Origin of the sequence: Kitasatospora purpeofusca (assembly GCF_036010405.1) — a bacterium.
GTDB lineage: Bacteria > Actinomycetota > Actinomycetes > Streptomycetales > Streptomycetaceae > Kitasatospora > Kitasatospora purpeofusca.
The window spans coordinates 1,704,945-1,729,137 of record NZ_CP108561.1 but is presented as its reverse complement, the minus strand read 5'-3'; the positions used below and the strand labels follow the sequence as shown (position 1 = coordinate 1,729,137).

Here is a 24,193-nt window from a genome sequence, read left to right as displayed (position 1 = left end):
GATTCCTCGCTTGTGGGTTGGGGGTGGGGGGATCACCGTCGGCGGGTGGGGACCGCGGTGGCGGGTGCAGGGGCCGGCGCCACCGGTGCCTGCCGGCTGCCGGGCACGCGGCCGGCAGCGCGGGCGGCGTGCATGCGGGCTGCCGTCGGCGGACGGGTCTCGCGCAGGACCAGCAGCCGGAATTCGCGGCGGAGATGGCCGGCGAACGTCTCCGGCGCGTCCCCGGTGATCGACAGTGCCCCGGTGGGCCGGTGATGGCGCAGTTCGAGGTAGCGCCCGGTGCCGCGGTCGGCGGCGATCATCCATTCGTCGTCGTCGAACGTGCGCCGGGCCTCCACCTCGACCTCGCCCCGGGCGATCTGCTCGGTGACGGCCCGCGTGTCGGAGCTCAGGCGGACGCGGCCCAGCCGGGTGGCGGCCTCGCTCCGGGCCCGGCGGGCGGTTTCCGCGGCGTCGGGGAACGGAGCCTCGGAGTTCAGCCACCCGTAGTGCCGCAGTACGTCGGTCGAACCCTGCTGCGGCTCGTGCCAGTTGCGCACCTCGACGCCCTCGGCGATCAGGCGACCGATCGCGGCTTCCGCCGCGGCGCTCTGCTCGAACATGGGCAGCGAGGTGCCCATGTGCCACGCGCCGAACGGCTCGGACCGCAGGTGGAAGCCGGTGTCCGCCAGGACCCGCGTGACGGCCGGCCGGGGGTAGCGCGGAGCCAGGACGAACTCGCCCAGGTCGTAGTTCCAACCGAAGCGAAGTGGCTGAAGCCCCTCGCGGCCGGTCACCGGCTGCGCCGCGGTCCGACCGGCTCGGCCGGGGCGGTGACGGCTTCGGCGCCGTCGCGGTGCTGCAGGTGCTCCAGCAGGTCGGCCTCCGCCCGGTCGCGGGCGGCAGTGGCGTTCTTCAGGACCTCCAGCTGGGTGCTCAGGTCCGCGAGCAGTTGTGCGTCGACCCGACGCTGCCGGTCCGCGCAGATCGTCAGCCGCATACGCTCGAAGGCGACCGTGGTCTCCGCCCGTGTCAGCGTGCGGTGAGCATTCAGCACGCGCGCGGCGGCGTCGGTGCGTGCCTGCTCGGCGTGCAGCATCGCGATGCCGGCGCCGAGGGAGGCCTCCACCCGGGAGTCGAGGCGGGTCAGGGGTGGTGGGACGGGCAAGAGGTGTTCCTTCCGGACGGCGGCAGGGGCGATCGGGTGTGGCCGGTCGGGGTCACAGCGCGCGGCTCGGCATGGCCTGGTGGGGCGCGGGCGGTGCGGCAGGGACGCCCCCGGCCGGGGCGTGCGGCACGACGGAGCGGACACGGGCAGAGGTCGAGCGGGCGGAGGCGGCAGCGGCCGGACCAGGGCGGGAGAGGATCGGCAGCGGCGCGTCCGGGCGCCAGGCGCCGGGGGTGTCGGTGAACCGGCCGAGCGGGTCCGTGGACCACGGCACGACGGGGCCTCGCCGGTGCTCGCCGAGCCCGATCACCTCGACACCGTGGGCATGGAGCACATACGCCCAGGTGAGCCTTTCGCTGGTGCGCTCAGTGATGACCGCCCGGGGCTCCACCCGGCCGCCTGCCGACGGCTCGGAGCTGTACTGGCGGCCGGGCCACCGGCCGATGCCGGGGGCGGTGCGCAGCTCGTCCGGTGCGCCGTCCAGCAGGTCCGTTCCGAGTGCGGACCATCCGACCGGGACGTCGTCGACGAGGTGGCGGGCCAGGGCGTCGGCATCCTCGCCGAAGCGGTACTGGAACGCGCCCAGGATCAGGGGGAGTTGGTGGCTGGGCTGGCCGTCCTTGTGGCAGTAGATCCCGCGGAAGCCGCTGGGTGTGGGGCGGGCGATGACGGAACGCGTGGACAACTGTGTCTCCGAGGGTCGGAACGAGGCCGCAGGGGCTACCGGCCGCGACGATGCCGCCTTGGCCTCTGCGGGCGGGGGTACGGGCCGGCCGCCACAGCGACATCTCCTGGCGGGGCAGGAACCTTTCTCGCTCAAGGACGCCGACGGCGAGCTCGGAGTCCATGGCCGCCATCGTGATCTGCGGCAGCACCGGGTGGCGTGCGATGGTCACCAGCGGCAGGTACGACGGCCCGCCGCTCACGGGCGCAACCTGGCAGCGCGGGGTGCCGGTCCGGGGGCCGGTGCCTCGGCGGGCAGGTCATCGCGCCGGGGCTGGAGCACTGCGGCGGACCGGGCTGTCGCGGCATCCGTCCGAGGAGCCTCCGGGGTGGGAGCCGGCAGGGTCGCCGGGTGCCCGAAGGCGAGCGCCGCCGCGTCCAGGTCGCCGAAGGTGGCGACGTCGTAGAAACGGCCCCCGTCGGTGGTGAGTACGGCTGCGGTGCCGTCGGCCGGGTAGCTCGCCAGCAGGCGGGTGGGACCGGCGGCCTCGGTGAGGCGCGCGTGAACCACCAGGCGCCCGGCCGCTACGTCGGCGGCAACCTGGTGTACCCAGATCGTGCCCGGGGCCCGGGTCAACGGCGCGACGTCGATGGCGGGCCCGGTGACGGCCTGCTGCTGTTCGTCTTCCCCGTAGAGGCGCAGGACGTCGTAGCCAGCAGCGGTGAGCAGCCGGGTGGCGTCGAGGACGAGCCGCGGTGCGACCGAGGACGAGGTGTCCCGCCGGGGCCGGTGGAGTCCTGTGGCGTCGTCGCGCACCAGACCTGCCTGCTCCAGCCACTGGCGGCTGGCACGGTCTGCGGCTTTGGCGGAGAGGAGGCTGCTGGACGGTTCAATGGCGAAGGTGATGGTGGGTGAGGGCACAGGATTCCGTTGCGGGTGGTCGGGGCCGCGGGGCTGCGGCCCGGATGGGGGCGGCGCGACGGCGGGGAGGACCTCGGCGCCGACAGGACGGCCCGCTCAGCGCGAACGGCCCTGCTGCGGGGTCGTGTCCGACGAAGTCGCGGGTGCCGCTGGTGCCGGGCGGGGGGAGGTGGCGGGCACACTGCGAAGACGTGCGGCATCGGACCGGCTGCGGCGGCCCGGGCCGGCGGCTTCGGCCAGGGACACCAGGTGGGCGGACAGCGCCGCGAGCGGGCCCTCGGCCACCACCGTGGCGAGTGGCCACGCCAGCTCGTTGCGCAGTTCCTCGGCGATGAACCGGTCCGCCACGGCGTTGCCGTCCGTCCCGACCATGCAGGCCGTGACCTGCTGCCAGCCGGCCCTGACCATCTCCAGCTGGGCGAGGGTGCCCCTGATCACGTCGAGGAGCTGCAGATCCATTCCGAGGGGATGCGGCAGGTCGGCCTCGCTCAGCGGGGCGGCCTTGATCTCAGTGATGAGGGTCTGCCCGTGCAGGATCACCGCCTCGATGTGCGGCCACGCGACCCGGTTGCGGGCCGTGTCGGCCTCCTCGTAGTACGGACCACCGTCGTCTTCCCACGACTCCTCCTCCTCGTCGTCGAGGCTGTCCTGGGAGGGGCCCCAGTCGACGGCTGCCTGTCGGATCGCGGCGAGGGCGCCTGCTACGGCACGGGCGCGTGCCTCCAGGACCTCCTGCCGGACGAGCGGCAGAAGGATGTCCTTGACCTGCTCGGCCGCGGACGCCGGGGCGGTGTCGAGGGAGGTCGTCAGGCTGACCGGTGTGTCGAACGGGGCGCCCGCAAGCGCGCCGGTGGCATCGGGCCGTGCGGGGGCGATGAGGAGGTGCGGTTGCCCGGAGGGCTGTGCGACCACCAGGTGTTCGCCCGCGGGGCCGGTGAGCTCGAAGGCTTTGATCGGCGTCTGTACCGGCGTGGAGCCGGTTTCCGCCGCAGACCACGGCCGTGGTCCGGGACCGGCGGCCACGTCCGTGGGGCGGGTGGACCATCCGGGCAGGTGCTCGGTCAGCGCGGCGACGAAGGTGGGAAAGGGCAGGCTGGCGGGCATGGGGTCCTCGGCGGCGGGAGGTTAGTCGATGTCGGGGTGGAGGTCCGGGTCGTGGACGTAGCCGAAGACGATCCGTTCCAGCTGGCCGAGGAGCAGGTCGCCGTGCTGGCGGAAGGCATCGAGGCGCTCGGCGACGTAGTCCTGCCGGTCGGCCTCGGCGCGCGCGACGCGCGCGAGGTTGCGGGTCGAGAGCCGGCCCCATTCCAGGAGGTCGGTCGGCGTGGCCAGGTCCATCCACACCCAGACCCCCGAGCCCAGCTTCAACACGCCCTCGGGGTGGAACATCCCGGACTTCCGCCGGGGGTTGGGGCTGCGGCGCTCGCCCCACCCGCGGACCAGCCCGTGCACGAGCTTGTCGAGGGCAGCGGCCTGGACGTGAGCTTCGAGATCGCTGGCGGCGAGGCGCTGGCGGACCGCGGCTTCGAGTTCGCCCTTGCGGAAGCGACCGCTCTCGTCGGTGACCGCGCGGGCGGCATCGTCAACGACCTCCCACAGCCGGAACTCGGCGTCGGTGCTCATGCGGCCTCACGCTCCCGCCACGCCTGGGCCATCTCGGAGAGCGCGGCCATCGCCTGCTCGATCACCTCGCCGGTGATCGCCCGGCCGGTCAGCATGAACTGCGGGTCGTACAGCGCCACGGTGTCGGTGCCACGGGCCTGGGCGAGCGGCGGAACCACCTCGCACAGGAACTGGGTGGCGACCTGACGTCGCCGAACCTCTTCGTCGGCCCGCTCCTTGCGCTCGACCCAGGCAGCCGCCAGGCCAATCTCGCCCTCGACGACCTTGTCCGCCAGCTCCGGGTCCTCCGCGCGAAGCCGAGCCAGCTGGTTCTCCGCGGAGTCCGCCTGAGCCTTGGCTTCCCGCGCGGTCTTGTAGGCCTCGTCCAGGCCGACGGCCCCGCTGATTACCTGGTCCATCAGGTCGGGGGCATGGCGCGCCACGGTCATGGCTTGGCCGATGCGTCCGAGGGAGACGCCGATCTGTTCAGCAATGGAACGAGCGGACAGTTCAAATTCGATACGGCCACTTGGTTCCGAAACGGAACAGGCCTTCGCCGCGACCATGGCGCTCTGCCCCTTGGTCAGGTTCCGTCGCCGAATGTTGATCCGGAGGGCGTAGGCGCCCGGGTTGGGACCGTTGTAGGTGGCGAACTCGGGCTCGACGCCAGCAACCTTGCACGCCGCGAGGCGGTTGCGGCCGTCCAGAAGCCTGCCGTTGGGGTCGAGCATGATCGGGATGTACTGGCCGTTCGCCTTGATGTCCTCAGCGAGGGCAAGCAGCTCCTCGTCGTCAAGCATCGGGAAGGCGCTGGCAGAGGGGTGGAACTCGATGATGGTGTCCTAGAGTTGATGGGTAATCCGGCTGCCGACCTCTGCGTCGAAGCCACGCAGTCACGCACGGGTGTCGACCGGTTCGCGTGGGCCGGCCTGCATCCTGGCGTCGGTGTCGAACAGTTCACGCTCGGCCGGGTGCAACAGATGTTGAACCACGAAGGACCTTCCGGCGATCTTGTAGAGGCCTCGGCCGCGGGTGAGGGCGGCGATGGCCTGGGTCTCGACGCCGGTCAGGCCGAGCAGGCTCGCGGTGGCGGCGAGCTGGTCGGGTTCCTGGCGGTAGATGATGCGGGTGGCGCAGTCGCTGAGGAGGCCCTCCGCGAGGGCGCGGCCCCGGGAACCGGCGTCGCCGGCGGACAGCAGGTCCGACAGGCGGTGGATCACGAGGAGATTGGCGATGCCGAGGCCTCGGCTGAGCTTCCACTGCTGCTGCATGCGCTCCAGCAGCGGCAGGTGACGCATCAGGCGCCAGGCCTCGTCGTAGACGACCCAGCGGCGTCCACCCGCGGGGTCGGAGAGGGCGGCTTCCATCCACGCGGACGCGCAGGTCATGGCGAGGATCAGGCCGGTGTCGTCGCCAGCGGTGCCGAGGCTGGAGAGGTCGATGCTGAGCATCGGCGCCGTCGGATCGAACTCGACGGTCGACGGGGCGTCGAAGATCCCGGCCAAGTCCCCCTGGACGAGACGGCGCAGGGCGTGTGCGAGGTCTTCGGCAGCGGCGCCGAGGCGTCGGGCCGGGTCTCCTAGGGCGTCGTCGAGGCGTCGGGAGTTGCCGAGCATGGCGGCGACGTCGCCGAGAAGCGGCACCCGGTCGGTGCGTCGGGCCTCTGCGACGACCTCGTCCAGCGCGACGTCGAGAGCGGTGTGCTCCATCGGCACCAGGTCGCGGTGCAGTACGGTGCGGGCCAGCGAGGCGAGGAGCAGGAGGCGGCGCTTGCGGACCTCGGCCGCCCACTCGGCCGGGTCGGCACCACCTGGAGCCGCAGGGGCGTCGAGCGGGTTGAGCCGGCCGCTCATGCCCGGGCCGAGCGCGATGGTCCGCCCGCCGAGAGCCTCGGCCACCGGGCTCCACTCGCCCTTGGGATCACAGGGGATGTAGATCTTGTAGCCATGGGCGATGCTGCGCAGCGCAAGGGACTTGGCGAGTGCGCTCTTGCCCATGCCGATGACGCCGGCCAACAGCAGGTTCGGATTCGTGAACCCTTCGATGCGGCCGTACAACTCGAAGGGGTCAAACGAGAAGCCCGCTTCGGCGTGGACGTCGCGGCCGATGTACATCCCGCCGGCGCCGAGGCCGCCCTCGGCGAGGAAGGGGAACGCTCCGCTCGCGGTCGCGGTGGTCATGCGGTGGGCGGGGAGCTTGAGTTTGCCGCCGCGGGCGGAGGCGGGGCCGGGGCGACCGGAGGCAGGGTAGACGGGGCGGGCGTCGAGCTCGTCGACCCGGGTCGCGGTGCGGCGGCGGGGCTGGTTGGCGAGGCGGGCCTCGCGGTGGGCGGCGGCGAGGTCGCGGCGGGCCTGGCGGCGGCGGGCCCGGTCGCTGCGGCTGGGCGTGAACAGGGCGCTGGCGCTGGTGCTTCTGGTCAAGGGCGGGCGGTCTCTCCGGGCTCAGCGGCGGATCAGGTCGGTGGGGGTGCTGATCTGCCGCACGCGGGCGGAGGCCTTGAGGTGGCGCTGGCAGATGGTGAGGTCGGGCGCGCCTTCGGGCAGGCGGAGCGCGCAGGCCTCGCGGGTGGGCGCGCGCCCGTCGGCGCGGGGGGCGACATGGTAGGCGGCGTGCAGGTGCTCGCTGACCTGCCACATCCGGATCCTGGCGTGGTGGAGCTGGTCGCCCTCGGCGGCTGCGTGGGCGCGGGTGCGGACCGTAGCCTGGTCGAGGAGGACGTGCAGCGTGACGGCGTGCTCGTGCAGGGCGTCGAGTTCGACGCGCGTCAGTGGCTGGTCGCTGGTCAGCTCGGTGTCGCGGTGACAGGCGAGGGCGGTGGTGGCGAACCCGATCAGGTTCGGCTCGTCGTGCATGGGGTGCCCTTCGGCGGTCAGAGGCGGGCCAGCGGGAGGGCGGCGGCGGTGAAGGCCTCGGCCTGCTGGAGGGTGAGGCGGCGCAGGTCGATCAGGGCGGCGACGGCGGCTGTCTCGACCTGGGCGCAGGCGGCGCTGAGCTGCTCGGCGTCGTCGGCGGACACCACGAGCAGGCCGGTCATCGCGACGTCGGCGTGCCCGGCGATCAACTGGAGCTCGCGGGCCTTGACGTCGGCGTACTCGACGGTGTCGGCCTCGGAGTCGACCTGGCCGCGGCGCACACGCTCGGCGGCGTCGGCCACGATGGTGGCCTTCTTGCGCTGGACGTCCCGGAGCGCGGCGTCGATCTGCTGCGGCGCGTACTGCAGGGACAGGGTGCGCCGCACGCCCGAGGAGTAGAGGAGCTGGTGGAGGAACCCGGCCGAGGTTTCGGTGCGGGGCCACTGCTCGATCCAGAACACGGCGTGGTGCGCGCTGTCGGTGCGGACCTTCTCCGGTTCCTCGACGAGGACGACGGGACCGGCGGCGGCGACGTCGGCCTCCGGGCGGCCGGAGTCGGACCAGCGTTCCAGGGCGCCGAGGACGGCGGGGTCGTAGGCGGTGCGCACGACCGCGGCGATCTCTCCGGCGGTGAGCCAGCCTCCGGGCACCAGCCCCGCGCCGCGCACGGACTGGTCGAGGGAGGCGGTGAGCTGGGCGAGGACCGCGAACGCGCCGGCCAGTCCGCCGCCGGCCTGGTTGATCAGGCGACGGGCCTCGCGCAGGTCGAGGGCGATGGCGATGTAGGCCTCGTGGGGGGCCGCGGCGGGTCCGGCGGCTGCGAGCAGGTCGGCGTAGATCGGTCCGGCGACCGGGGTGTTGGGCAGGCCGTGCTCCAGCCAGTACCGCTGCAGGGCGTCGCCGCTGTCGGGGACGGTTCGCTCCAGGACCTGGATGCGGGCGATCTGCCCGGAGCGGGACAGGGCGGCGAGCGCCCGGCCCCAGCCGCGGACGTTGTCGGACTGCGTGGCCGGGTCGAGCAGGGCGAACGCCCGGGAGGAGACGCGGGTGACCGCGGTGAGTGTTCCCTGCTGCTGGTCGTGGACGGCGCCCAGCCGCCCGTCGGGCGAGGTGACCGCGCGCAGCGAGGCCGCAGTGCCGGGCAGGTGCAGCAGGCCCTCGACGGTTGGCCGGGTGGAGGGCCGGGCCAGCCAGATCAGCTGCCCGCAGGTGCGGCGCAGCCAGTAGCGCAGGCCGATCGGCGCCCACTCGGCGAGGGAGCGGCCGCGTATTCGGAAGACGACGGCGACGGCGAGCAGCACCCACAGCGGGGTCAGGGCGAGGGCGCCGAGGATACCGACGGTCATCAGGGCGGTGAGCAGGAGGGCACCGCCGAAGGCGGTGGCGACGAGCTGGGAGGGGGTGAGGCCGAGGAGGATGCCCCGGCGGGAGCGGGAGGGGAACTTGATCGTGGCGGGTGTCTCGCTGGGGGTCAGGGGATGCTCTCGGGGTGCGGGGGCGGGAGCCGGCCCCTGCTCCTCCCGGCGGGCTGACCGGGAGGAGCAGGCAGAAACGTTTCTGCATAGGGGGCGGGAGGGGGAAGCGCAGGGCGGGCTGAGCCGCCGGGCCGTCAGGGGGACGGCGGGCGCTGGGGGAACGTGAAACGCTGACCGGCGCCGGAGACCGCGCCTGCGGCGGAAGGCCCGGAGGGCTGCGCGATCACGGGATCGAAGGCCGGCCCGGCGGAGGCAGGAGCGGCGGGTGCCGCGGCGGAGGAAGCCGGAGCTGCCGTGCCCGAGGTCTTCAGGGCAGGGGAGCCGGCCGCCGCGTGGGCTGCCGCGGCGGAGGAGCCACCCGAAGGCGCGGAGGCGCCGGGGGATCCGGCACGGGTGACGAGCGGGCGGCCCTTGTCACCGTCGGCGCGGTCGGAGCGGCTGGTCAGCGGAACGCCGCCGTCACCGTCGCCGCTGCGCTCCTGCCCGTACTTGAACGAGGTGGGCGCGGCCTTGACGAGTCCGACCGCTCCGGGACCCTGCGGTGCGGCGCCGCTGGCCGAGCCGGCAGCGCCGGACTGCATGCCCGGGACCTGGGACGGGCCCTGCGGGGTCGATCCGGCGGCACCGGCTCCGGCCCCTGCGGCGGCTCCGCCGCCTGCGCCCATGGCCATCTGTCCGCCCTTCTTGGCGGCGGCGCTCGCGACCTGCAGGCCGGCGGCGGTCGAGCGGTGGAGGTCGTGCGACTGCCCGTCGCCGGCCCAGTGGACGAACTTGTAGATCATGAAGGGCGACAGGAGGACCAGGGCCATGACGACCAGGCCGGCGATGATGTCGCTAAGCGCCTGTATGCCGTCCTTGGTGTCGGACTTCCCGAGGGCGGACACGCCGACCAGCATGATGATCGTCATCACGAGCTTGGAGAACACGACCGTGGCGGTCGCCTCCACCCAGCGGCGCTTCCAGTCGCGGGTCGGTTTCCACGGGCCGCCCGCGGCAGCGAACGGCGCGAGGATCACCAGGACGAGGATCGACACCTTGCGGAAGATCATCATTCCCCAGTAGAGGATCGCGCCGACGGCGCAGCCGAGCGCTACCAGGGAGGGGACGGCCCAGCCCAGCGGGGTCGTGATGGTGATCATGCTGACCTTGACGAGGCGCCGCACCGCGTCGTCCATCGAGGAGTTGGCGATGGTGAACAGCCCGCGCGACAGTGCGTCGACGACCACCAGGGCGACGCTGGTGAAGGAGATCGCGCACATCGCGAAGAACACCGAGCTGATGGTGGCGGTGACGGCCTGCCCGAGAGCCTGGCCGTCCCGTCTCCAGGCGGCCCGCACCAACTGGAGCGTGAAGGTCATCACGATCATGGTCAAGGCGATGGGCAGGATGAGGGCGTAGTTGGTGCGGAACCAGTCGGCGCCGAGGTCGACGTTGGTGGTCTGGTCGACAGCTCGGCTGGCGAGGTCGACGGCCGACTTCGCGAGGTCGCCGGCGCTCTTGGCGATCCAGTTGCCGATGCTGGAGGTGATGGAGTCGGACACGCCGCCGACGACGGTGTCGCACAACAACCCCGCACCCGGAAGATCACAAAATCCGATGGTCTCCTCCTATGTGAGACGGGACGGGGGTCAGGGATAGACGGTGGGGGCGATGGCGGCGAGCGCGCACTCCTTGCCCGGGCGGCACTGGACGGCGAGGGTCAGCGCCCGGGCCTCGGCGCCCCGGCCGCCGTCGCTCCAGGCGATGTCGACCTTGCCGGTGACGGTGACGGCGTAGATGTACGCCTTGGTGAGGGCGGTCGGGTCCTTCGCGATGGCCTGGGCGTAGGTCGCCGGGACGTGGGCCTCGATGTCGCGGGCCGTGGAGGTCTGGGCGTTGTCGCGCAGCCGGGACCACAGCACCGGGTCCGGCACCTGGCCCTCGACGGAGGCGCCGTCGGCGTACTCGATCTCCGGGGTGAGCCACAGCCGCAGGCCGGAGACGAAGCCCTGCTGGGTGACCGTGCGGGCGTCGTAGGTCCACAGTGTCTGGGCGAACGCCGCAGCGAAGTCGGTTGGGCTGGTGGTGTGCGGGGGCCGGGCGACGGTGGGGCCCGCTTCCGCGGGCAGGGTGTCCGGCGGTCCGACCGGTGCGGCGGGTGTGGGATCAGGGCGGGCGGCGGGCGAGGGGCCGGCCGGGGGAGGGACGGTGTGGCCGCCGCCTGCCAGCCGGGCGAGGAGCCCGGCCAGCAGGCCGACGACCAGCAGCACGCCCAGTCCGATCAGCAGTCGGTTCCGCAAGGGCGACCCGCCGCTGGTGGAAAGGGGCTTGGGCACTTACTTGACCTGCGTCCCGAGCGCCGAGAAGAACGCGACCAGGCCGTTGGCGGCGCCGAGGAGCAGGGCGACGCCGCCGGCGACCATGGCGCCCTGCTTGCCCTTCTGCTCGGCTCCGTGGCTGCCGCTGTGGTGGCCCCAGGCCCAGACGACGCCGGCGACGCACATCGCGCCGACGGTCGCGATCACGGCGAAGAGGTTGATGCTGCTGACGACCTGCTTGAGGACCGCGAGGCCCGGCAGACCGCCCTCGGCCGGGGCGACACCCGGATCATAGGCGAGGTGGGAGACCGCCTCGGCGGCAAGGATGAGCGACGACAAACGGGTTCTCCAGAAGGGGATTTGGGCGCGCGAGAGCGCGGAGCGGCGCCGTCGCGGCGCAAGAGAAAAAGGGGGAGACGCGAAAGCTCAGGGGGCAATGCGGCGGATGTCGGTCACGCCGGATTTCCACGCACTGAACTGAGCGATCCGCACCACGTCACCCGTGTGCGGGGCGTGCACGACGAGGCCGGAACCGATGTACATGCCCACGTGCTCGGGCCCCTTTGGGCCGGGCTCGGTGAACAGCAGGTCGCCGGCCCGCAGGTCGCCGAGCGTGACCACTGAGCCCTGCTTGACCTGGTCGTAGGTGACACGGGCGAGGGTGACGCCGCCGGTCTTGTACGCCTGCTGCATCAAACTGGAGCAGTCGCAGCGGCCCATCGGGTCCGGACCGTGGCTGTCGGTGCACAGCCCGCCCCACTGGTACGGTGTGCCCAACTGGCCCAGCGCCCAACGGATCGCGGACTGGACGGCCGGCGGCATATCGGCGGGGATCTGGTAGCCGGGCGGCAGAGCGCCCGCCGGGATCAAGCCCCAGTCGGTGTCCGTACCCGGCGGTGTGCACGACCCGGCACCGCCGACGGGCGAAGTGCCTGTCGCCGGGGCGCCGATCGAAGCGCCGACCGCCTGCTGCAGGGCGATGGCCAGCGTCTCCCACTGCGCGTAGGCGTCGGGGAACCCGCTGCGCTGCACCTCCTGCGCGGCGACGGTGAGCGGCATCTCCTGCCAGCCCTTCACCTTGAGCAGTGCCTTGTAGAAGGACGTGCTCGCGTACACCGGGTCCATGATCTGCTCGGCGGATCCCCAGCCCTGGGACGGGCGCTGCTGGAAGAGGCCTAGCGAGTCGCGGTCGCCGCCGTTCAGGTTCCGCAGCCGCGACTCCTGCATGGCGGTGGCCAGCGCGATCACCTGGCCCCGGGAAGGGACCTGCAGGGCAACGCCGGTGGCCACGATCTGCTTGGCCATCGGGATCTGCACGCTCGGCAGATCCAGGCCCGGCACCGGAGCGGTCGGCCCGACCTGGCCGCCCAGGATCTGCTTGACCGCCGCCTCGACCGCCGCCGCATCCACAGCCTGTGGACTGCCCGAGGCCGAGCACGCGGCGGAGGCGTCCTTGGCGGTGACGATCGCCAGGGGAAGGATCAACGCGAACGGGGTCAGGAGAACGGCGACGCCGAGACCGGCGGCGACCTTCTTCAAGCGGTCCGCCGGTCGGCTGCACCCTTTCGGCCGGCGCCCGGCGAGCGGGCGAAAGAGCAGAAGGACAGGTGGATTCCCGTCACGTGGAACTCCGATCATGTGGTGCGCGGGCGGCTCGTCCAAAGGCGTCCCGACGCAGCGGTGAGAGGGTCGAATGACACCCGAGAGATAGGCGCCCGCAGTAACCGGCGGAAGTTCCAGCTTCCATCAGTGCTGGTCAAGGCGCTCTCGGCGTCGGTGAACACGCTAAGGGCCCGCATATCTCCCGTGCAAGGAATTCACGGATATCCGCGAGTATCCGTCAATTCCTTGCACGGGAGATATTGCGGCGCCTATGGTCTCTCCAGGCCCGCCGGCGTACCACGCCGCGGGCCTTTCTGTGCGCCGCCGAAAGGCCAAAGCGTCGCCCATTGGCCCCCACCCTGCGAGGTTCCTTGCCCGACTACACCCTCTACCGGGGCGATGCCCTGACCCGCCTGACCGAGCTGCCGAGCGGCGCGGTCGACTGCGTGATCTGTGACCCGCCCTACAACAGCGGAGGCCGCACCACCCAGGAGCGCGTCGGCCGGTCCGCCCGCGACAAGTACACGACCGCGGGCTCCAAGCGTGTCCTGCCGGACTTCCCCGGCGAGAACAAGGACCAAAGGAGCTACGGTTTCTGGTTGTCCCAGCTGCTCGCCGAGGCCTACCGGATCAGCGTCGACGGCGCCACTGCCTGCATCTTCACCGACTGGAGGCAGTTGCCGACCACGACCGACGCGATGCAGGCCGGCGGCTGGCTGTGGCGCGGCATCGTGCCCTGGTACAAGCCGGCCGCCCGCCCGCAGAAGGGGCGCTTCACCCAGAACGCGGAGTTCGTGGTCTGGGGCTCCAAGGGAGCGATGGACGGCGACCGCAACCCCGTCTACCTCAAGGGCCTTCTGGAGGGCAGCCAGCCCAGCGGATCCAAGCGCCAGCACATCACGCAGAAGCCCGTCGCGATGATGCGCGAGCTGGTGCAGATCTGCCCGCCCGGCGGCCGGATCCTCGACTTCACCGCCGGATCCGGCTCCACCGGGGTCGCCGCCCTCCTCGAAGGCCGCTCCTTCCTCGGTGTGGAACTCACCGACCACTACGCCGACATCGCCGAGCAGCGCCTCGCCGAGGCCAAGCTCGCCGCCGAGGAAACCGCCGCGCAGCCCGCGTAGCCCGCCCCGCTCCTGCGCGCACCGCCCCATACCGATCTTGGAGCCGACCTGCCCAGCAACTGCCCCGCCATGCCCGCCGCCGAGCCCGAAGCCCCGGACGAGGACTGCTTCGACGGCTGGAGCCTGCACCAGCTCCCGGACGGCGGAGAGGTGTTCGCCAGCCCCTGCCAGCGGGTGCGACTGCACTTCCCGTCGACACCCGCCTGGGACAACGCCGTCACCGTCGCCGCCTACAACGGGCCGACCGGCGAGCCGCTGTGGCGCGCCCGCTTCGACGACACCGCCCCCGACGCCGTCATCGGCTCGCTGATGTGCGCGCTCGCCCACGACCTCGCGCAGCCCGACCGCTACGACCAGCAGCGCGCGCTCGTGGGACCGGTCGTCGAGGACCCGGACGACCTCCTGGCCCCGGCCAGGCGCTGCCCCGGCGCCACGTCGCCCGCCCGGTGCGGCTGCCCCCGGGCCTTCGGCCTGGACCGCACCTACCTCACCCGAGCGGGGTGGCGGCTGTGGGGCCTGCACGACGGACGCCGCTGGCACGCCCACTTCGACGCGGCAACGCCTGCCCACCTCATCGCTGCGGCCTGCCACCCGCTCGACGAACACCCCACCTGCGCCTTCGCACCGGAGACGGCCGACTGCCCGCACGGCGACCGTGCGAACGCGCCGCTGGAGACCCTGCTCGCCGCAGCCCGCGAGGTCGTCGCCGAGACCGGACGCACCTCGGCCACGGCCCTGGCCGAGGGCGTGCGCGCCCGCGGCATCCCCGTCGGCACCGCGCGGGCCCGCAAGATCGCCGCGCTCCTCAAGGCCGAACGCGCCGCCGGCCTGCTGTAGAACCCGCACCCAGGGCGGCCCCGGAACACCGGGGCCGCCCCCACCCCTCTGGAGCACCCATGACGCCGCCGCCCGCCCACGACATGCCGATGGTCGTACACCCCGGGTACCTCGCCGGCCCCGGCGACGCCCCGCACGCCCTGCACACGTTCGCCAAGGGACGCGAGGACTGGACTCTGACGCCGGTCGACAACCAGCTCGTCGCCGCGCACCAGCAGCACCCCGTCCTGCTGACCCTCGACCTGGACGCCGGAACGCCCCGCTGGACGATGGCCTCCCTGAGCCACCCCGCCAGCCAGCTCGAATGGCACGCCACGTTCGACGCCCGCACCCCGGCCGAGGTCGTGACGGCCGCAGCCCGCCGCCTCGCCCACGCCCTCGCCCAGACCACCGACGCCGAACGCGACCGGCAGCTCTGGGGACACGACCACCCGGCCGTCGACACCGCGGATGCCCTCGATGCCGAAACCACGCGCGCCCACCACTGGATCCGCGCCGGCGACCTGCGCACCACCCTCACCCTCGACAACCCCGACGGCACCGCCGCCCTGCGTCTCCACCGCTACCTCGAACGCTCCGACAGCGACCCGCTCGACACCGTCTTCAACCTCCGCGCCGGGGCCCGCGGCCACCAGGACGACTGGTGGCACGCCGAGTTCAGCCGCTACACCCCGACCGCCGTCCTCCTCGCCGCGGTACGCACCGTCACCGACCCCGGCCGCTACGAGCGCCGCGCCTCCCAGATCCCCATGCTCCACCGCTCCCTCCTGCGCACCCACCCGGTGGCCCGCCGCCGTCCGCAGGCCCGACCGTGAGTGGTGACCACATCTCGGAGGCCCGGCCCTCCGGAAGCCGGGCCCTGACTCCCGACACCCTCGTCACCGTCACTCCGGGCCACGTCGGTCGAGGTGGTGATGGCCGCGGCCCGCCACCTGTCCACAGCGCTGAACTCCCCGCGGCGAACTCACCCACTCCGCAGAGCACCAGGCCGCCGTAACCCCGGCTGTTCCGCCGCCACCCAGCCCCCCCTGGACGTCCAGCGCTCACTCGCGGCCAAAACCCGTTCGTGGCAGCGGATCGTCCACAGTCACCTGCATAGCCTGGGCTACCACCACACCTGTCCGCCCAGGGCAGTCGGCGCGAACCCGCACTTCAAATCCCACGCTCCAACGCTGACTCAGGCCGCGGGACCCCGCCCGCGCACCCAGGCGCCCAGGCCTCTGGTGATGGGCCTTGGTGATTGGTCGGTCGCTGAGGTCGGATCGGTGGTGACGTCGAGGGCCGTGGTGAGGAAGACCTGGAGTCCGAGGCCGACGGCATGACGACCAGGCGGCCCATCCTGGCGGACTCAAGAACGCGGTCCTGGACGGGGTCACCGACGAGGTCCGGGGATGCCGTGGGCGCGGGCGGGCGCGGTCCACCCGCGGAGGGTGCTGAAGACTTGCGGATTCCTGAAAATAACTCTGAGATCGCTTGGATCATGGATACGACCTGGCATAGCTTGTCGTCGTAGATCACGCGATCACGCCTCTAGGGAAAGGAATGACACTGCGCGGTAGGGAGCCTCTGAAGGCGGCGCGACAGCTCAGTAAGACAGAGTTTGGCACTGTCGGAGAGCGTGTCGGTCAGGGCGATCGTTACCTGACGACGGAAGAGACAGCCGCGCTGATCGGTATACGCCCGAAGACACTCCGGAACTGGCGCTCGCAAGGTAAGGGACCCAGACCGATCCGCCTTGGTCGCATCGGAGGCCGCGTGCGTTACCGACTGTCAGATGTTGGAACCTTTCTGTCCTGCGGGGCGGCCGACGGATTCGTTCCGGGACTTCGGCGGGCCACTGGCCCGCGCCGTTCCGAGGCGTATGAGAAGCGGAAGGAATCAGCATGGGGAAAGCTCATGTAAGTGACCGCCATCACAAAAGTCATCCACGACCCGGCGAGAAGATGTGCCGAGAGCATCGGAGGGTGCCCACGGTCGCTCACGGTATCGGCAGCCGATGGGAGGTGCGGGGCTGGAACAACGCGGGCGTGGCGCTACCGAAGAAGCGGTTCGAGGACAAGGGTGAGGCGGAGCGCCATGCAGCAGCGATCACCAACGACCTCGCGGAAGGCGACTACGTCGACCCCCGGGACTCGCGAACCACGGTCAAGGCATGGGCCTCCGAGTGGCTCTCGGTTCAGGGTGGAGACGAATCGACCGCCGAGAATCGCGAAAGATATGTGCGGATCCACATCATCCCCGGAATGGGGGACTTTGAGCTCGGCGAAGTGGAGCGTCGCCCGTCTATCGTCCAGGCTTTCCTCAAGCAGTTGGAAGCCAAGGGAATTTCGATCGGATACCGATATAATCTCTTCATTGCTCTTTCATCGATCTTCTCGGCTGCTGTTGAAGATCGACTAATCAAGAGGAATCCTTGCCAATCGCGTTCTGTGAAAAAGCCGAAAATTCCTCCCAGGCAGCTGGTTCCGTGGGAGTTCCATAGAGTCCATTCGGTTATTCTCGGGCTGCCCGAGGGATTCCGTGCAGCAGGGTGGATCGGATTCGGTGCGGGGCTTCGACAGGGCGAGATATTCGGAATCGCGGAGTCTGACATCGACTTCCGTCGTCGCATAATCAGAATTCGCCAGCAGGTGAAGCTTCTCGGGACCGGTGCCAAGGTGTTCGCTCTTCCGAAGGGAGGAAAGACGCGCGAAGTTCCGATGGATGACGTTCTCGCCGAAAAGCTGGCTCAGCACATTGCCGACTTCCCCCCGGTGCGCGTCGCGCTCCCGTGGGCCACCGCAGCGGCAAAGGCGAAGTCATTTCGTCTCCTGTTCACGGATCTCGATGGGGGTGCGCTTCACCGATCCAGGTTCAATCTGACGGTCTGGAAGCCGGCACTTGTCACTGCGGGCGTGATCCCGCCGCCGATCAGGGCGCAGAAGTTCGAGGCATCGCCGGAGGACGGTATGCACGCCCTACGGCACGCCTTCGCTGCCGCACTGGTCGACGGCGGCTGCTCGATCAAGGACCTCGCCGCATACCTGGGGCACGCCGACGAGGCCTTCACTCTGCGGACCTACGTGCACCTCATGCCCAAGAGTGATGAGCGGGCACGCGCCGCGATCAGCAGGGCGCTGTTTGCGGCTGATGTGCCCGCTCCGGGCGGGGATCTGACGGCTGTGTAAGCCCGGCGGGGCCAATGTGCCCCGAAAATGCCCCGCCGGGTTGATTCAGCGATATTTGCGCAGGTCAGCACGGTTCACAGAAGCGTCCGCCAGTAGTACCAGAAGCGGTTCAGGATCAGCAGGGCGATCACCGCGTACCAGAGGGCCGGGACGGCCCAGTGGTAGCGGGCCGCCTCGCGGACGACCGGGCGCAGGGCGCGGGGGACCGGGACGACGCCGGTGCGCAGGTTGTGCAGGGTGGTGTACCAGAACAGCGGGATCATCGCCGTCCAGACCACCATGCAGAACGGGCAGAGCGCGCCGATCCGGTACAGCGCCTGGTACATCAGCCAGGTCACGAAGCCGATCCCGAAGACCGTGCCGGCCTGGAGGCCCAGCCAGAACCAGCGCCGGTAGGTGGCGCCGGCCAGCAGTCCGGCGCCGATCGCGATCACCACGGCGAAGCCGACCAGGCCGAGCAGCGAGTTGGGGAAGCCGAAGGCCTCGGCCTGGTCGCTGCGCATGATCGAGCCGCAGCTGATGATCGGATTGATGTTGCAGTTCGGGACGTAGGACGGGTCCTTCAGCAGCCGGATCTTGTCCAGGGTGAGGACCGCCGAGGCGAACAGCCCGAGCGCGCCGCCGATCACCAACAGCAGGGCGAACGGGCGGCTCGCGCCGTACCCGGGCCGGGCGGTGCCGGTGGGGGTGCCGACGGGGGCGGGGGCCGTCATCCGGTCACCTGCTTGACCATCGCGGTGAACTGCTCGGGCGAGACGGCCTTGCCGCCGGAGAACACGTCGAGCTTCTTGCCGTCCAGGCGGACGGTCGGGGTGCCGGTGACGCCGCTCTTGTCGAAGGCCTTGTTCACCTGGCCGGCCCAGGGCAGGTAGGTGCCCTCGCGGACCGCCTTGACGAAGCCGTCGGTCTTCAGGCCCGGCACCTTGTCGGCCAGGTCGAGCAGGTGGTTGACGTCGGCGAAGGCGTCGTCGCGCTCGTCCGGCTGGTTGGCGTAGAGCACGTCGTGGAACTGCTTGAACTTGTCCACGCCCTCGTTCAGCGCCGCACCGGCGGCGGCCAGCGCGGTGCGCGAGCCCTTGCCGCCGAGGCCCTGGTCGAGGAAGGTCGCCAGGTGGTACTCGATCTTGTAGCTGCCCGCGTCGGCGAGCTGCTGGACGGTCGGGCCGGTGGTGGTCTCCAGCTGCTCGCAGAACGGGCAGCGGAAGTCCTCGTAGACCTCCAGCGTGTGCGGGGCGTCCGCCTTGCCGTAGGTGACCACGGTGCCGTCCGCGCCGCTCGCGTTCGCCGGTACGACCAGCGGGCCCGAGGTGTCGGCGGAACCGGAGCCGCCGCCGGAGCCGGTCGAGCCGCCGACGGCGAAGGCGACGCCCGCGGCGAGGGCGATCAGGACGGCGGAGGCGGTGCCGACCACGGCCCGGCGGCGGATCCGGGCCGAGCGCTCGGCCTGCTCGCGCTCCCGGCGCATCTGCTCGGTGGCGGCCCGGCGGGCGGCCTTCCGGTCGCCGGGCGTGGTGCTCTTCTTGGGGGAGGTGCTCATGGTGGAGGTCGTCCTGGTGCTCGTGGCGGGGCGTGCGGGCGCGTCGGGCGCACGGCCGGCCGGGGACCGGGGGACCGGGAGGGTCCGCGGGTCGCCTAGCGGGCGGGCGCCGGCAGCCGCGCGGGCGGGCCGCGCCGGACGGCGGGCCGGAGCCGGACGGACTCGGCGGGGACCAGCACCCGGCTGGCCCGGGGGAACGGCACCCGCGCCACCGGACGGGCCGGCAGCGGTGCGGTCAGCAGCGCCAGCCAGTGGCCGGCCGCGGCGGGGAAGCGCCGGGCGAAGTCGCCGAGGATCCGCGCCGTGCGGGCCAGCCCGGACAGCGCGGCGTCGGCGCTGCGCAGCCAGTAGGCGGCGGCCAGCGCGAGCGCGGTGTGCAGGAGCAGCAGCAGGGCGAGCCCGACCGGCCGGGAGAGGCCGTGGCCGAGCAGGAGGCCGCCGAGCGAGCCGCCGCCGCACAGCAGCGGTTCGAGGCCCCGGGCGGCGCCGGGGGGCAGCGAGGGGCAGGTCGACTGGGCGAGGTCGAACAGGGCGCTCAGGCCCAGCTCCAGCGGCAGGAAGACCGCCGCGACGACCCGGTAGCCGCGCTCGCGACCGGACAGCGCGAAGGCCACCGCGAAGACGGCGACCCCGGCCACCGCCAGCGTGCCGAGCGGCAGCGGGCGGCCGGTGACCAGCACCTGGCCGAGCCCGGCGAGCAGCACGAGCAGCGCGGCGAAGACCGCCGCGCGCAGCGTCCTGGTGTCCCGGGCACAGTTCATGAGTCCCGAGTGTGCCACAGGTTGAAACCCGAACGAGTGGCACCGGGGCCCGCTGTGAAGATCCTCACCAACGGTCCTGAGCTGGGCTTATATGCCGTTTATGGTGACGGTGCCGGGTGCTTCGACGACCGGCTCGGGCGGTTCCGCGGCGGCCGCGACCCGGGCCTCGACCAGCTCCCGGAACGCCTCCAGGTCGGTCCGGACGGTCCGCTCGATCGCCCCGGCCAGCGCGAAACCACCGGGCCCGCCGAACGCCTCCCGGAGCGCCCCCGGGTCGTACTCGACCCGGACCTGCACCCGGGTGTGCGCCGCGTCGAGCGGGCGCAGCGCGAAGGCGCCGTGCAGCTCCGGACCGTCCAGGGTGCGCCAGGCCATCACCCGGCCCCGGCCCCGGTCGGTGATCTCGGTCTCGACGTCCCGTTCGGCACCGGCGATTGCCACCCCGAGGTGGGCCAGGTTGCGGCCGTGCGGCTGGGCGGTGCGGACGCCGTCGACGAAGCGCGGGTACTCGTGGACGCGGTGCAGCTGCTCCCAGGCCGCCAGGACGGGGGCGTCGATGTCGATCTGCTCCTCCAGCGTGCTCATGGCCGGCCGGACCTCCTCGGGTTGGCGCGCGGGCCGCCCCTCCAGACTGCGCCGCGGGGCCGCCCCGGGCAAAGCAGCGGGCGGCCGAGGAGGCGGACGGCGGGCGGCCGGGCGAGACTGGGCACATGCCGGAGCTGCCCGAGGTCGAGGCCCTGACCGCCTTCCTGTCCGAACGGCTGACCGGGCGGGTGGTCGCCGAGGTGCGGCCGGTGGCGATCAGCGCGCTCAAGACCTACGACCCGCCGGTGACGGCGCTGGCCGGGCGGACGGTCGGCCCGGTGGTCCGGCACGGGAAGTTCCTGGACATCGGGTTCCTGGACAGCGGGTTCGTGGACAGCGGGTCCGGGGACAGCGGGTCGGTGGACAGCGGGGCGGACGGGCTGCACCTGGTGGTCCACCTGGCCAGGGCGGGCTGGCTGCGCTGGCGGGAGCAGCTGCCGACGGAGCCGCCGAAGCCGGGCGGGCGCAACCCGCTGGCGCTGCGGGTGCGGCTGGAGGGCCCGGACGGGGACGGCTTCGACCTCACCGAGGCGGGCACCAAGAAGGGGCTCGCGGTGTACGTGGTGCGGGAGGCCGAGGAGGTCCCGGGGGTGGCCAGGCTGGGCCCGGACCCGTTCGACCCGGACTTCGACCTGGCGCGCTTCCGGGCGCTGCTGGCCGGTGAGCGCCGCCGGATCAAGGGCGTGCTGCGGGACCAGACGGTGCTGGCCGGGGTGGGCAACGCCTACTCGGACGAGGTGCTGCACGTGGCGCGGATGTCCCCGTACAAGCTGGCGGCCGATCTCTCGGAGGAGGAGTCGGCGCGGCTGTTCGAGGCGCTCGGTTCGACCCTGCGGGACGCGGTGGAGCGTTCGCGCGGACTGGCGGCGGGGGAGCTGAAGGCGGAGAAGAAGCTGGGCATGCGGGTGCACGGGCGGACCGGGCAGCCCTGCCCGGTGTGCGGGGACACCGTGCGGGAGGTGTCGTTCGCGGACTCCTCGCTGCAGTACTGCCCGACCTGCCAGACCGGGGGGAAGCCGCTCGCGGACCGGCGGCTCTCCCGGCTGCTGAAGTAGCGCGGCCGTCGGAGCGGTGCGGCTGCTGAAAGCCCGCGCGCCGTCGGCCGGCCCCGTTCCGGAGTGGGAGGCGGGGCCGGCGGGACGCCGAGGACGGGCTACGGCTTGCGGGCGAGGCCGCCCCAGTAGTACGCCGCGTAGGGGTCGGCCGGCTGCTCGCCGTCCGGGTTCCAGGCCATCACCGGGGCGACGCCGGGCTCGATCAGCTCCCAGCCGTCGAAGAACCGGGTGACCTCCTCCTTGCTGCGCGGCACCAGGGTCATCCCGGCGGCGCGGGCGGAGGCGGTCACCTGGGCGACGGCGGCCTCGTTGAAGTCCTGGGTGGGGTGGGTGAGCGCGAGGTAGCTGCCGGAGGGGAGGGCGTCGCGCAGCGCGGCGACCTTGGCCCACGGGTCGTCCTCGTCGGCGATCAGCATCAGCACGGCGATCATCAGCATGCCGACCGGCTGGTCGAGGTCCAGCGTGCTGTTGAGGGCCGGGTCGGCCAGCAGCTCGGCGGGCTTGCCCAGGTCGGCGTGGATGTAGGTGGTGCGGCTGGCCGGGGTGGAGACCATCAGCGCGCGGGCGTGGGCCAGCACGATCGGGTCGTTGTCCACGTAGACGACCCGGGTGCCGGTGCTGACCGACTCGGCGATCTCGTGGGTGTTCGGCGAGGTGGGGATGCCGGTGCCGAGGTCGAGGAACTGGCGGATGCCGTAGCGCTCGGCGAGGTGGCGCACGGCGCGCTTCTGGAAGCCGCGGTTCTCCTTGGCCTGCGCCTTCATGGTGGGCACGGCCTGCTCGATGGCCTGGCCCATGGCGCGGTCGGGCGGGAAGTTGGTCTTTCCGCCCAGCCAGTAGTCGTAGACGCGGGCGGAGTGCGGGGTGCTGGTGTCCACCCCGTACTTCTCCCACTGGCTGAGTTCGGCGGCATCGTTCTCGGACCGGTCGGCGAAGTCCTGACTCGTCGTCATGGCCACGTCCTTTTAAGACAGATCATCACACTGGGAGAGGTCAGATTAGCGGGCCCGGCGGGGATCCGGTCACGGGGTGGGCGAACAGCCGGTGCACAGGGCCCGCCTTGGGCCGTTGGGGTGGTGATCGGACCGGTCGGGTCAGCCGCTGGGAGACGGGGCCGTGAACGGGGGACAGCTTGTTCATGCTGTCTGATCGTCAGATTACTTCGCGAAGGTTGCTGCTGGTCGCGGCGGGGATGTCGCTGCTCGGGGTCGCCGGGTGCGGCCGGGCCGAGGAGGTGGCCAGGGCCGCCGCCGCGGCCCGTTCGGCGGGTCCGGACCCACTGCCCGGGGAGCCGCCCGCCGACGGGCCGCCCACGGCTCCGGCCCCCGGGCCGTCCGCCGAGCCGTCCCCGGCCCCGTCCGCCGCCGCGCCGTCCGCCTCCGCCGCGCCCGCCTCCGCTCCCTCGCCCGCCGCCGCCTCACCGTCCGCGCCCCCGGCCGGGGCGGCGCCCGCGCGGGCGCTGACGGAGGCCGAGAGCCGCCCGGTGTACGAGCTCGACGCCGACCGGCGGGTGGTGGCGCTCACCATCGACGACGGCCCCGACCCCCGGCACACCCCGACCGTGCTGGCCCTGCTGGAGCAGCACGGCATCCGGGCCACCTTCTTCCTGATCGGCGAGAACGCCGTCGAGCACCCCGATCTGGTCCGGGAGATCGCCGCCCGGGGCCACCACATCGCCAACCACACCTGGACCCACCCCGACCTGCGCCGCCTCTCCGGGGCCAAGGTCCGCGAGGAGCTGGAGCGCACCTCCGAGCTGCTGCACCGGACCACCGGGAAGGCGCCCAGCTGGTTCCGGGCGCCGGGCGGCGACTGGTCCCCGGCCTCGCTGAAGGTGAGCGCGGAGCTCGGCATGCGCCCGATGGCCTGGTCGGTCGACCCCCGGGACTGGGCCCGCCCGGGGACGGTCGTGATCACCGACCGGATCCTCAAGGACGTCCGCCCCGGCTCGATCGTGCTCAACCACGACGGCGGCGGGGACCGTTCGCAGACGGTGGCGGCGCTGAAGGCGTACCTGCCGGTGCTGATCGACTCCGGCTACCACTTCACCGCCCCGCCCGGCTGAGTCGCGAGCACATGGGACCGGAGCCGAAAAGGTCGCGCGAATAGTGGATAAACCACCCGAAGGGATGGATTAGCAGAATCGTTTCCCCAATTTTTGGGCCCTTAGGGTGATATCGCACTATTCCCCCGGTGCCGTCGAGTACCGCCCGAAAGGTCCCCCGTCATGCGTCTCCGCAATGTCCTGGTCGCCGCCACCAGCGCGATCGGTCTCGTCCTCGCCGTCCCGGTCTCCGCCAACGCCGCCGACGGCGTGTTCCGCTACACCTACCGGGCCGACGGCTCCGAACACCGCGGCGAACTGGTCGACCCCAAGGCCGAGGAGTGCGTCGACGTCGAGGGAGTCACCGACCAGGACGCTGCCTACGCACCCGTCAACCGCACCAGCGGGAGCGCCGTCGCCTTCCTGGAGTTCGGCTGCGTCGGGGACGTCTACCGGGTGCTGGACCCGGGCGCCTCGGACGGCCGGCGGCTCCACTTCCGCTCGGTGCTGTTCTCCTGAGGCG

General features: G+C 72.1%; 27 protein-coding genes. 8 read left to right on the top strand and 19 right to left on the bottom strand.

Annotated features, from left to right (window positions below; all coding sequences use genetic code 11):
- Nucleotides 1–32 precede the first annotated feature (32 nt).
- From OG715_RS07225 to OG715_RS07160, 14 genes are all read right to left on the bottom strand, one after another.
- A complete protein-coding gene (locus OG715_RS07225) occupies nucleotides 33–776 on the bottom strand; it encodes a hypothetical protein (protein ID WP_266276314.1) in 744 nt (247 codons plus the stop codon).
- Complete coding sequence (locus tag OG715_RS07220; RefSeq protein WP_238863392.1) at nucleotides 773–1,147, bottom strand: hypothetical protein; 375 nt, start codon at nucleotides 1,145–1,147, stop codon at nucleotides 773–775. The genes OG715_RS07225 and OG715_RS07220 overlap by 4 nt, the downstream gene beginning before the upstream one ends.
- Nucleotides 1,148–1,199: 52 nt before the next feature.
- Nucleotides 1,200–1,832 (bottom strand): hypothetical protein, encoded by a 633-nt coding sequence (locus OG715_RS07215; protein WP_266276316.1) that lies wholly within the window; start codon nucleotides 1,830–1,832, stop codon nucleotides 1,200–1,202.
- A gap of 237 nt (nucleotides 1,833–2,069) precedes the next feature.
- Nucleotides 2,070–2,732, bottom strand: coding sequence for a hypothetical protein (locus tag OG715_RS07210; RefSeq protein ID WP_266276318.1), 663 nt, complete (start codon nucleotides 2,730–2,732; stop codon nucleotides 2,070–2,072).
- 96 nt (nucleotides 2,733–2,828) lie between these two features.
- Complete coding sequence (locus tag OG715_RS07205) at nucleotides 2,829–3,836, bottom strand: hypothetical protein (protein WP_266276320.1); 1,008 nt, start codon at nucleotides 3,834–3,836, stop codon at nucleotides 2,829–2,831.
- Nucleotides 3,837–3,857: 21 nt separating this feature from the next.
- Complete coding sequence (locus tag OG715_RS07200; RefSeq protein ID WP_266276321.1) at nucleotides 3,858–4,355, bottom strand: hypothetical protein; 498 nt, start codon at nucleotides 4,353–4,355, stop codon at nucleotides 3,858–3,860.
- A complete protein-coding gene (locus OG715_RS07195; RefSeq protein WP_238863397.1) occupies nucleotides 4,352–5,134 on the bottom strand; it encodes a ParB N-terminal domain-containing protein in 783 nt (260 codons plus the stop codon). Before OG715_RS07195 ends, OG715_RS07200 begins: the two co-directional genes overlap by 4 nt.
- Before the next feature lie 93 nt (nucleotides 5,135–5,227).
- Nucleotides 5,228–6,754 carry an ATP-binding protein gene (locus tag OG715_RS07190; protein ID WP_266276322.1) on the bottom strand — a complete coding sequence of 509 codons (1,527 nt, stop codon included), beginning with the start codon at nucleotides 6,752–6,754 and terminating at the stop codon, nucleotides 5,228–5,230.
- 21 nt (nucleotides 6,755–6,775) lie between these two features.
- Nucleotides 6,776–7,186, bottom strand: a complete 411-nt coding sequence (locus OG715_RS07185) for a DUF6238 family protein (protein WP_266276323.1) — start codon at nucleotides 7,184–7,186, stop codon at nucleotides 6,776–6,778.
- Nucleotides 7,187–7,203: 17 nt separating this feature from the next.
- The gene (locus OG715_RS07180) at nucleotides 7,204–8,661 is read right to left on the bottom strand and encodes an SCO6880 family protein (RefSeq protein WP_323182296.1); all 1,458 of its coding nucleotides are present in this window, start codon (nucleotides 8,659–8,661) and stop codon (nucleotides 7,204–7,206) included.
- Nucleotides 8,662–8,795: 134 nt separating this feature from the next.
- Complete coding sequence (locus OG715_RS07175) at nucleotides 8,796–10,202, bottom strand: SCO6881 family protein (RefSeq protein ID WP_266276327.1); 1,407 nt, start codon at nucleotides 10,200–10,202, stop codon at nucleotides 8,796–8,798.
- Nucleotides 10,203–10,289: 87 nt separating this feature from the next.
- Complete coding sequence (locus OG715_RS07170; protein ID WP_266276329.1) at nucleotides 10,290–10,976, bottom strand: hypothetical protein; 687 nt, start codon at nucleotides 10,974–10,976, stop codon at nucleotides 10,290–10,292.
- The gene (locus tag OG715_RS07165; RefSeq protein WP_376002055.1) at nucleotides 10,977–11,297 is read right to left on the bottom strand and encodes a DUF6112 family protein; all 321 of its coding nucleotides are present in this window, start codon (nucleotides 11,295–11,297) and stop codon (nucleotides 10,977–10,979) included. It lies immediately after the preceding gene.
- Nucleotides 11,298–11,384: 87 nt separating this feature from the next.
- Nucleotides 11,385–12,497 carry a C40 family peptidase gene (locus OG715_RS07160; RefSeq protein WP_266276331.1) on the bottom strand — a complete coding sequence of 371 codons (1,113 nt, stop codon included), beginning with the start codon at nucleotides 12,495–12,497 and terminating at the stop codon, nucleotides 11,385–11,387.
- 434 nt (nucleotides 12,498–12,931) lie between these two features.
- On the opposite strand from OG715_RS07160, the gene OG715_RS07155 reads away from it, so the two are divergent.
- The 5 genes from OG715_RS07155 to OG715_RS07140 all read left to right on the top strand — a co-directional run bounded on the left by OG715_RS07155 (nucleotide 12,932) and on the right by OG715_RS07140 (nucleotide 17,688).
- A complete protein-coding gene (locus OG715_RS07155; protein WP_266276333.1) occupies nucleotides 12,932–13,684 on the top strand; it encodes a DNA-methyltransferase in 753 nt (250 codons plus the stop codon).
- A 69-nt stretch (nucleotides 13,685–13,753) separates the two neighbouring features.
- Nucleotides 13,754–14,521, top strand: coding sequence for a DUF317 domain-containing protein (locus OG715_RS07150; RefSeq protein WP_266276335.1), 768 nt, complete (start codon nucleotides 13,754–13,756; stop codon nucleotides 14,519–14,521).
- Nucleotides 14,522–14,580: 59 nt separating this feature from the next.
- Entirely contained in the window at nucleotides 14,581–15,336 is a 756-nt protein-coding gene (locus OG715_RS07145) for a DUF317 domain-containing protein (RefSeq protein WP_266276337.1), read from the top strand.
- Nucleotides 15,337–16,063: 727 nt separating this feature from the next.
- Nucleotides 16,064–16,423 (top strand): helix-turn-helix transcriptional regulator, encoded by a 360-nt coding sequence (locus tag OG715_RS42370; protein ID WP_353962760.1) that lies wholly within the window; start codon nucleotides 16,064–16,066, stop codon nucleotides 16,421–16,423.
- Nucleotides 16,424–16,485: 62 nt separating this feature from the next.
- Nucleotides 16,486–17,688 carry a tyrosine-type recombinase/integrase gene (locus OG715_RS07140; protein ID WP_266276339.1) on the top strand — a complete coding sequence of 401 codons (1,203 nt, stop codon included), beginning with the start codon at nucleotides 16,486–16,488 and terminating at the stop codon, nucleotides 17,686–17,688.
- A 74-nt stretch (nucleotides 17,689–17,762) separates the two neighbouring features.
- On the opposite strand, the gene OG715_RS07135 is transcribed toward OG715_RS07140, so the two are convergent.
- The 4 genes from OG715_RS07135 to OG715_RS07120 form a co-directional block, all read right to left on the bottom strand.
- On the bottom strand, nucleotides 17,763–18,401 hold the full coding sequence (locus tag OG715_RS07135; RefSeq protein WP_266276341.1) for a vitamin K epoxide reductase family protein: 639 nt from the start codon (nucleotides 18,399–18,401) through the stop codon (nucleotides 17,763–17,765).
- Nucleotides 18,398–19,225 (bottom strand): DsbA family protein, encoded by an 828-nt coding sequence (locus OG715_RS07130; RefSeq protein WP_266276343.1) that lies wholly within the window; start codon nucleotides 19,223–19,225, stop codon nucleotides 18,398–18,400. Before OG715_RS07130 ends, OG715_RS07135 begins: the two co-directional genes overlap by 4 nt.
- Nucleotides 19,226–19,320: 95 nt before the next feature.
- Complete coding sequence (locus OG715_RS07125; RefSeq protein ID WP_266276345.1) at nucleotides 19,321–19,986, bottom strand: hypothetical protein; 666 nt, start codon at nucleotides 19,984–19,986, stop codon at nucleotides 19,321–19,323.
- Nucleotides 19,987–20,073: 87 nt separating this feature from the next.
- Nucleotides 20,074–20,571, bottom strand: coding sequence for an SRPBCC family protein (locus OG715_RS07120; RefSeq protein ID WP_266276347.1), 498 nt, complete (start codon nucleotides 20,569–20,571; stop codon nucleotides 20,074–20,076).
- A gap of 125 nt (nucleotides 20,572–20,696) precedes the next feature.
- On the opposite strand from OG715_RS07120, the gene OG715_RS07115 reads away from it, so the two are divergent.
- Complete coding sequence (locus tag OG715_RS07115; protein ID WP_266276349.1) at nucleotides 20,697–21,626, top strand: Fpg/Nei family DNA glycosylase; 930 nt, start codon at nucleotides 20,697–20,699, stop codon at nucleotides 21,624–21,626.
- A 98-nt stretch (nucleotides 21,627–21,724) separates the two neighbouring features.
- Here the strand turns inward: OG715_RS07115 and OG715_RS07110 are convergent, their stop codons facing one another.
- A complete protein-coding gene (locus tag OG715_RS07110; protein WP_266276351.1) occupies nucleotides 21,725–22,579 on the bottom strand; it encodes an SAM-dependent methyltransferase in 855 nt (284 codons plus the stop codon).
- A 185-nt stretch (nucleotides 22,580–22,764) separates the two neighbouring features.
- Between OG715_RS07110 and OG715_RS07105 the strand changes: the two genes are divergently transcribed.
- Both OG715_RS07105 and OG715_RS07100 read left to right on the top strand, forming a co-directional pair.
- A complete protein-coding gene (locus OG715_RS07105) occupies nucleotides 22,765–23,691 on the top strand; it encodes a polysaccharide deacetylase family protein (RefSeq protein ID WP_266276353.1) in 927 nt (308 codons plus the stop codon).
- A 162-nt stretch (nucleotides 23,692–23,853) separates the two neighbouring features.
- Nucleotides 23,854–24,189: a hypothetical protein gene (locus OG715_RS07100; RefSeq protein ID WP_266276355.1), complete on the top strand. Its 336-nt coding sequence runs from the start codon at nucleotides 23,854–23,856 to the stop codon at nucleotides 24,187–24,189.
- The last annotated feature ends 4 nt before the right edge of the window (nucleotides 24,190–24,193 follow it).

Bases quoted from the DNA above. Each gene is read 5' to 3' on its own strand.
- OG715_RS07205 (WP_266276320.1), bottom strand. From the start codon at position 3,836: ATGCCCGCCAGCCTGCCCTTTCCCACCTTCGTCGCCGCGCTGACCGAG.
- OG715_RS07105 (WP_266276353.1), top strand. From the start codon at position 22,765: ATGCTGTCTGATCGTCAGATTACTTCGCGAAGGTTGCTGCTGGTCGCG.
- OG715_RS07135 (WP_266276341.1), bottom strand. From the start codon at position 18,401: ATGACGGCCCCCGCCCCCGTCGGCACCCCCACCGGCACCGCCCGGCCC.
- OG715_RS07200 (WP_266276321.1), bottom strand. From the start codon at position 4,355: ATGAGCACCGACGCCGAGTTCCGGCTGTGGGAGGTCGTTGACGATGCC.
- OG715_RS07195 (WP_238863397.1), bottom strand. From the start codon at position 5,134: ATGCTTGACGACGAGGAGCTGCTTGCCCTCGCTGAGGACATCAAGGCG.
- OG715_RS07120 (WP_266276347.1), bottom strand. From the start codon at position 20,571: ATGAGCACGCTGGAGGAGCAGATCGACATCGACGCCCCCGTCCTGGCG.
- OG715_RS07100 (WP_266276355.1), top strand. From the start codon at position 23,854: ATGCGTCTCCGCAATGTCCTGGTCGCCGCCACCAGCGCGATCGGTCTC.
- OG715_RS07145 (WP_266276337.1), top strand. From the start codon at position 14,581: ATGACGCCGCCGCCCGCCCACGACATGCCGATGGTCGTACACCCCGGG.
- OG715_RS07110 (WP_266276351.1), bottom strand. From the start codon at position 22,579: ATGACGACGAGTCAGGACTTCGCCGACCGGTCCGAGAACGATGCCGCC.
- OG715_RS07115 (WP_266276349.1), top strand. From the start codon at position 20,697: ATGCCGGAGCTGCCCGAGGTCGAGGCCCTGACCGCCTTCCTGTCCGAA.
- OG715_RS42370 (WP_353962760.1), top strand. From the start codon at position 16,064: ATGACACTGCGCGGTAGGGAGCCTCTGAAGGCGGCGCGACAGCTCAGT.
- OG715_RS07130 (WP_266276343.1), bottom strand. From the start codon at position 19,225: ATGAGCACCTCCCCCAAGAAGAGCACCACGCCCGGCGACCGGAAGGCC.
- OG715_RS07185 (WP_266276323.1), bottom strand. From the start codon at position 7,186: ATGCACGACGAGCCGAACCTGATCGGGTTCGCCACCACCGCCCTCGCC.
- OG715_RS07150 (WP_266276335.1), top strand. From the start codon at position 13,754: ATGCCCGCCGCCGAGCCCGAAGCCCCGGACGAGGACTGCTTCGACGGC.
- OG715_RS07125 (WP_266276345.1), bottom strand. From the start codon at position 19,986: ATGAACTGTGCCCGGGACACCAGGACGCTGCGCGCGGCGGTCTTCGCC.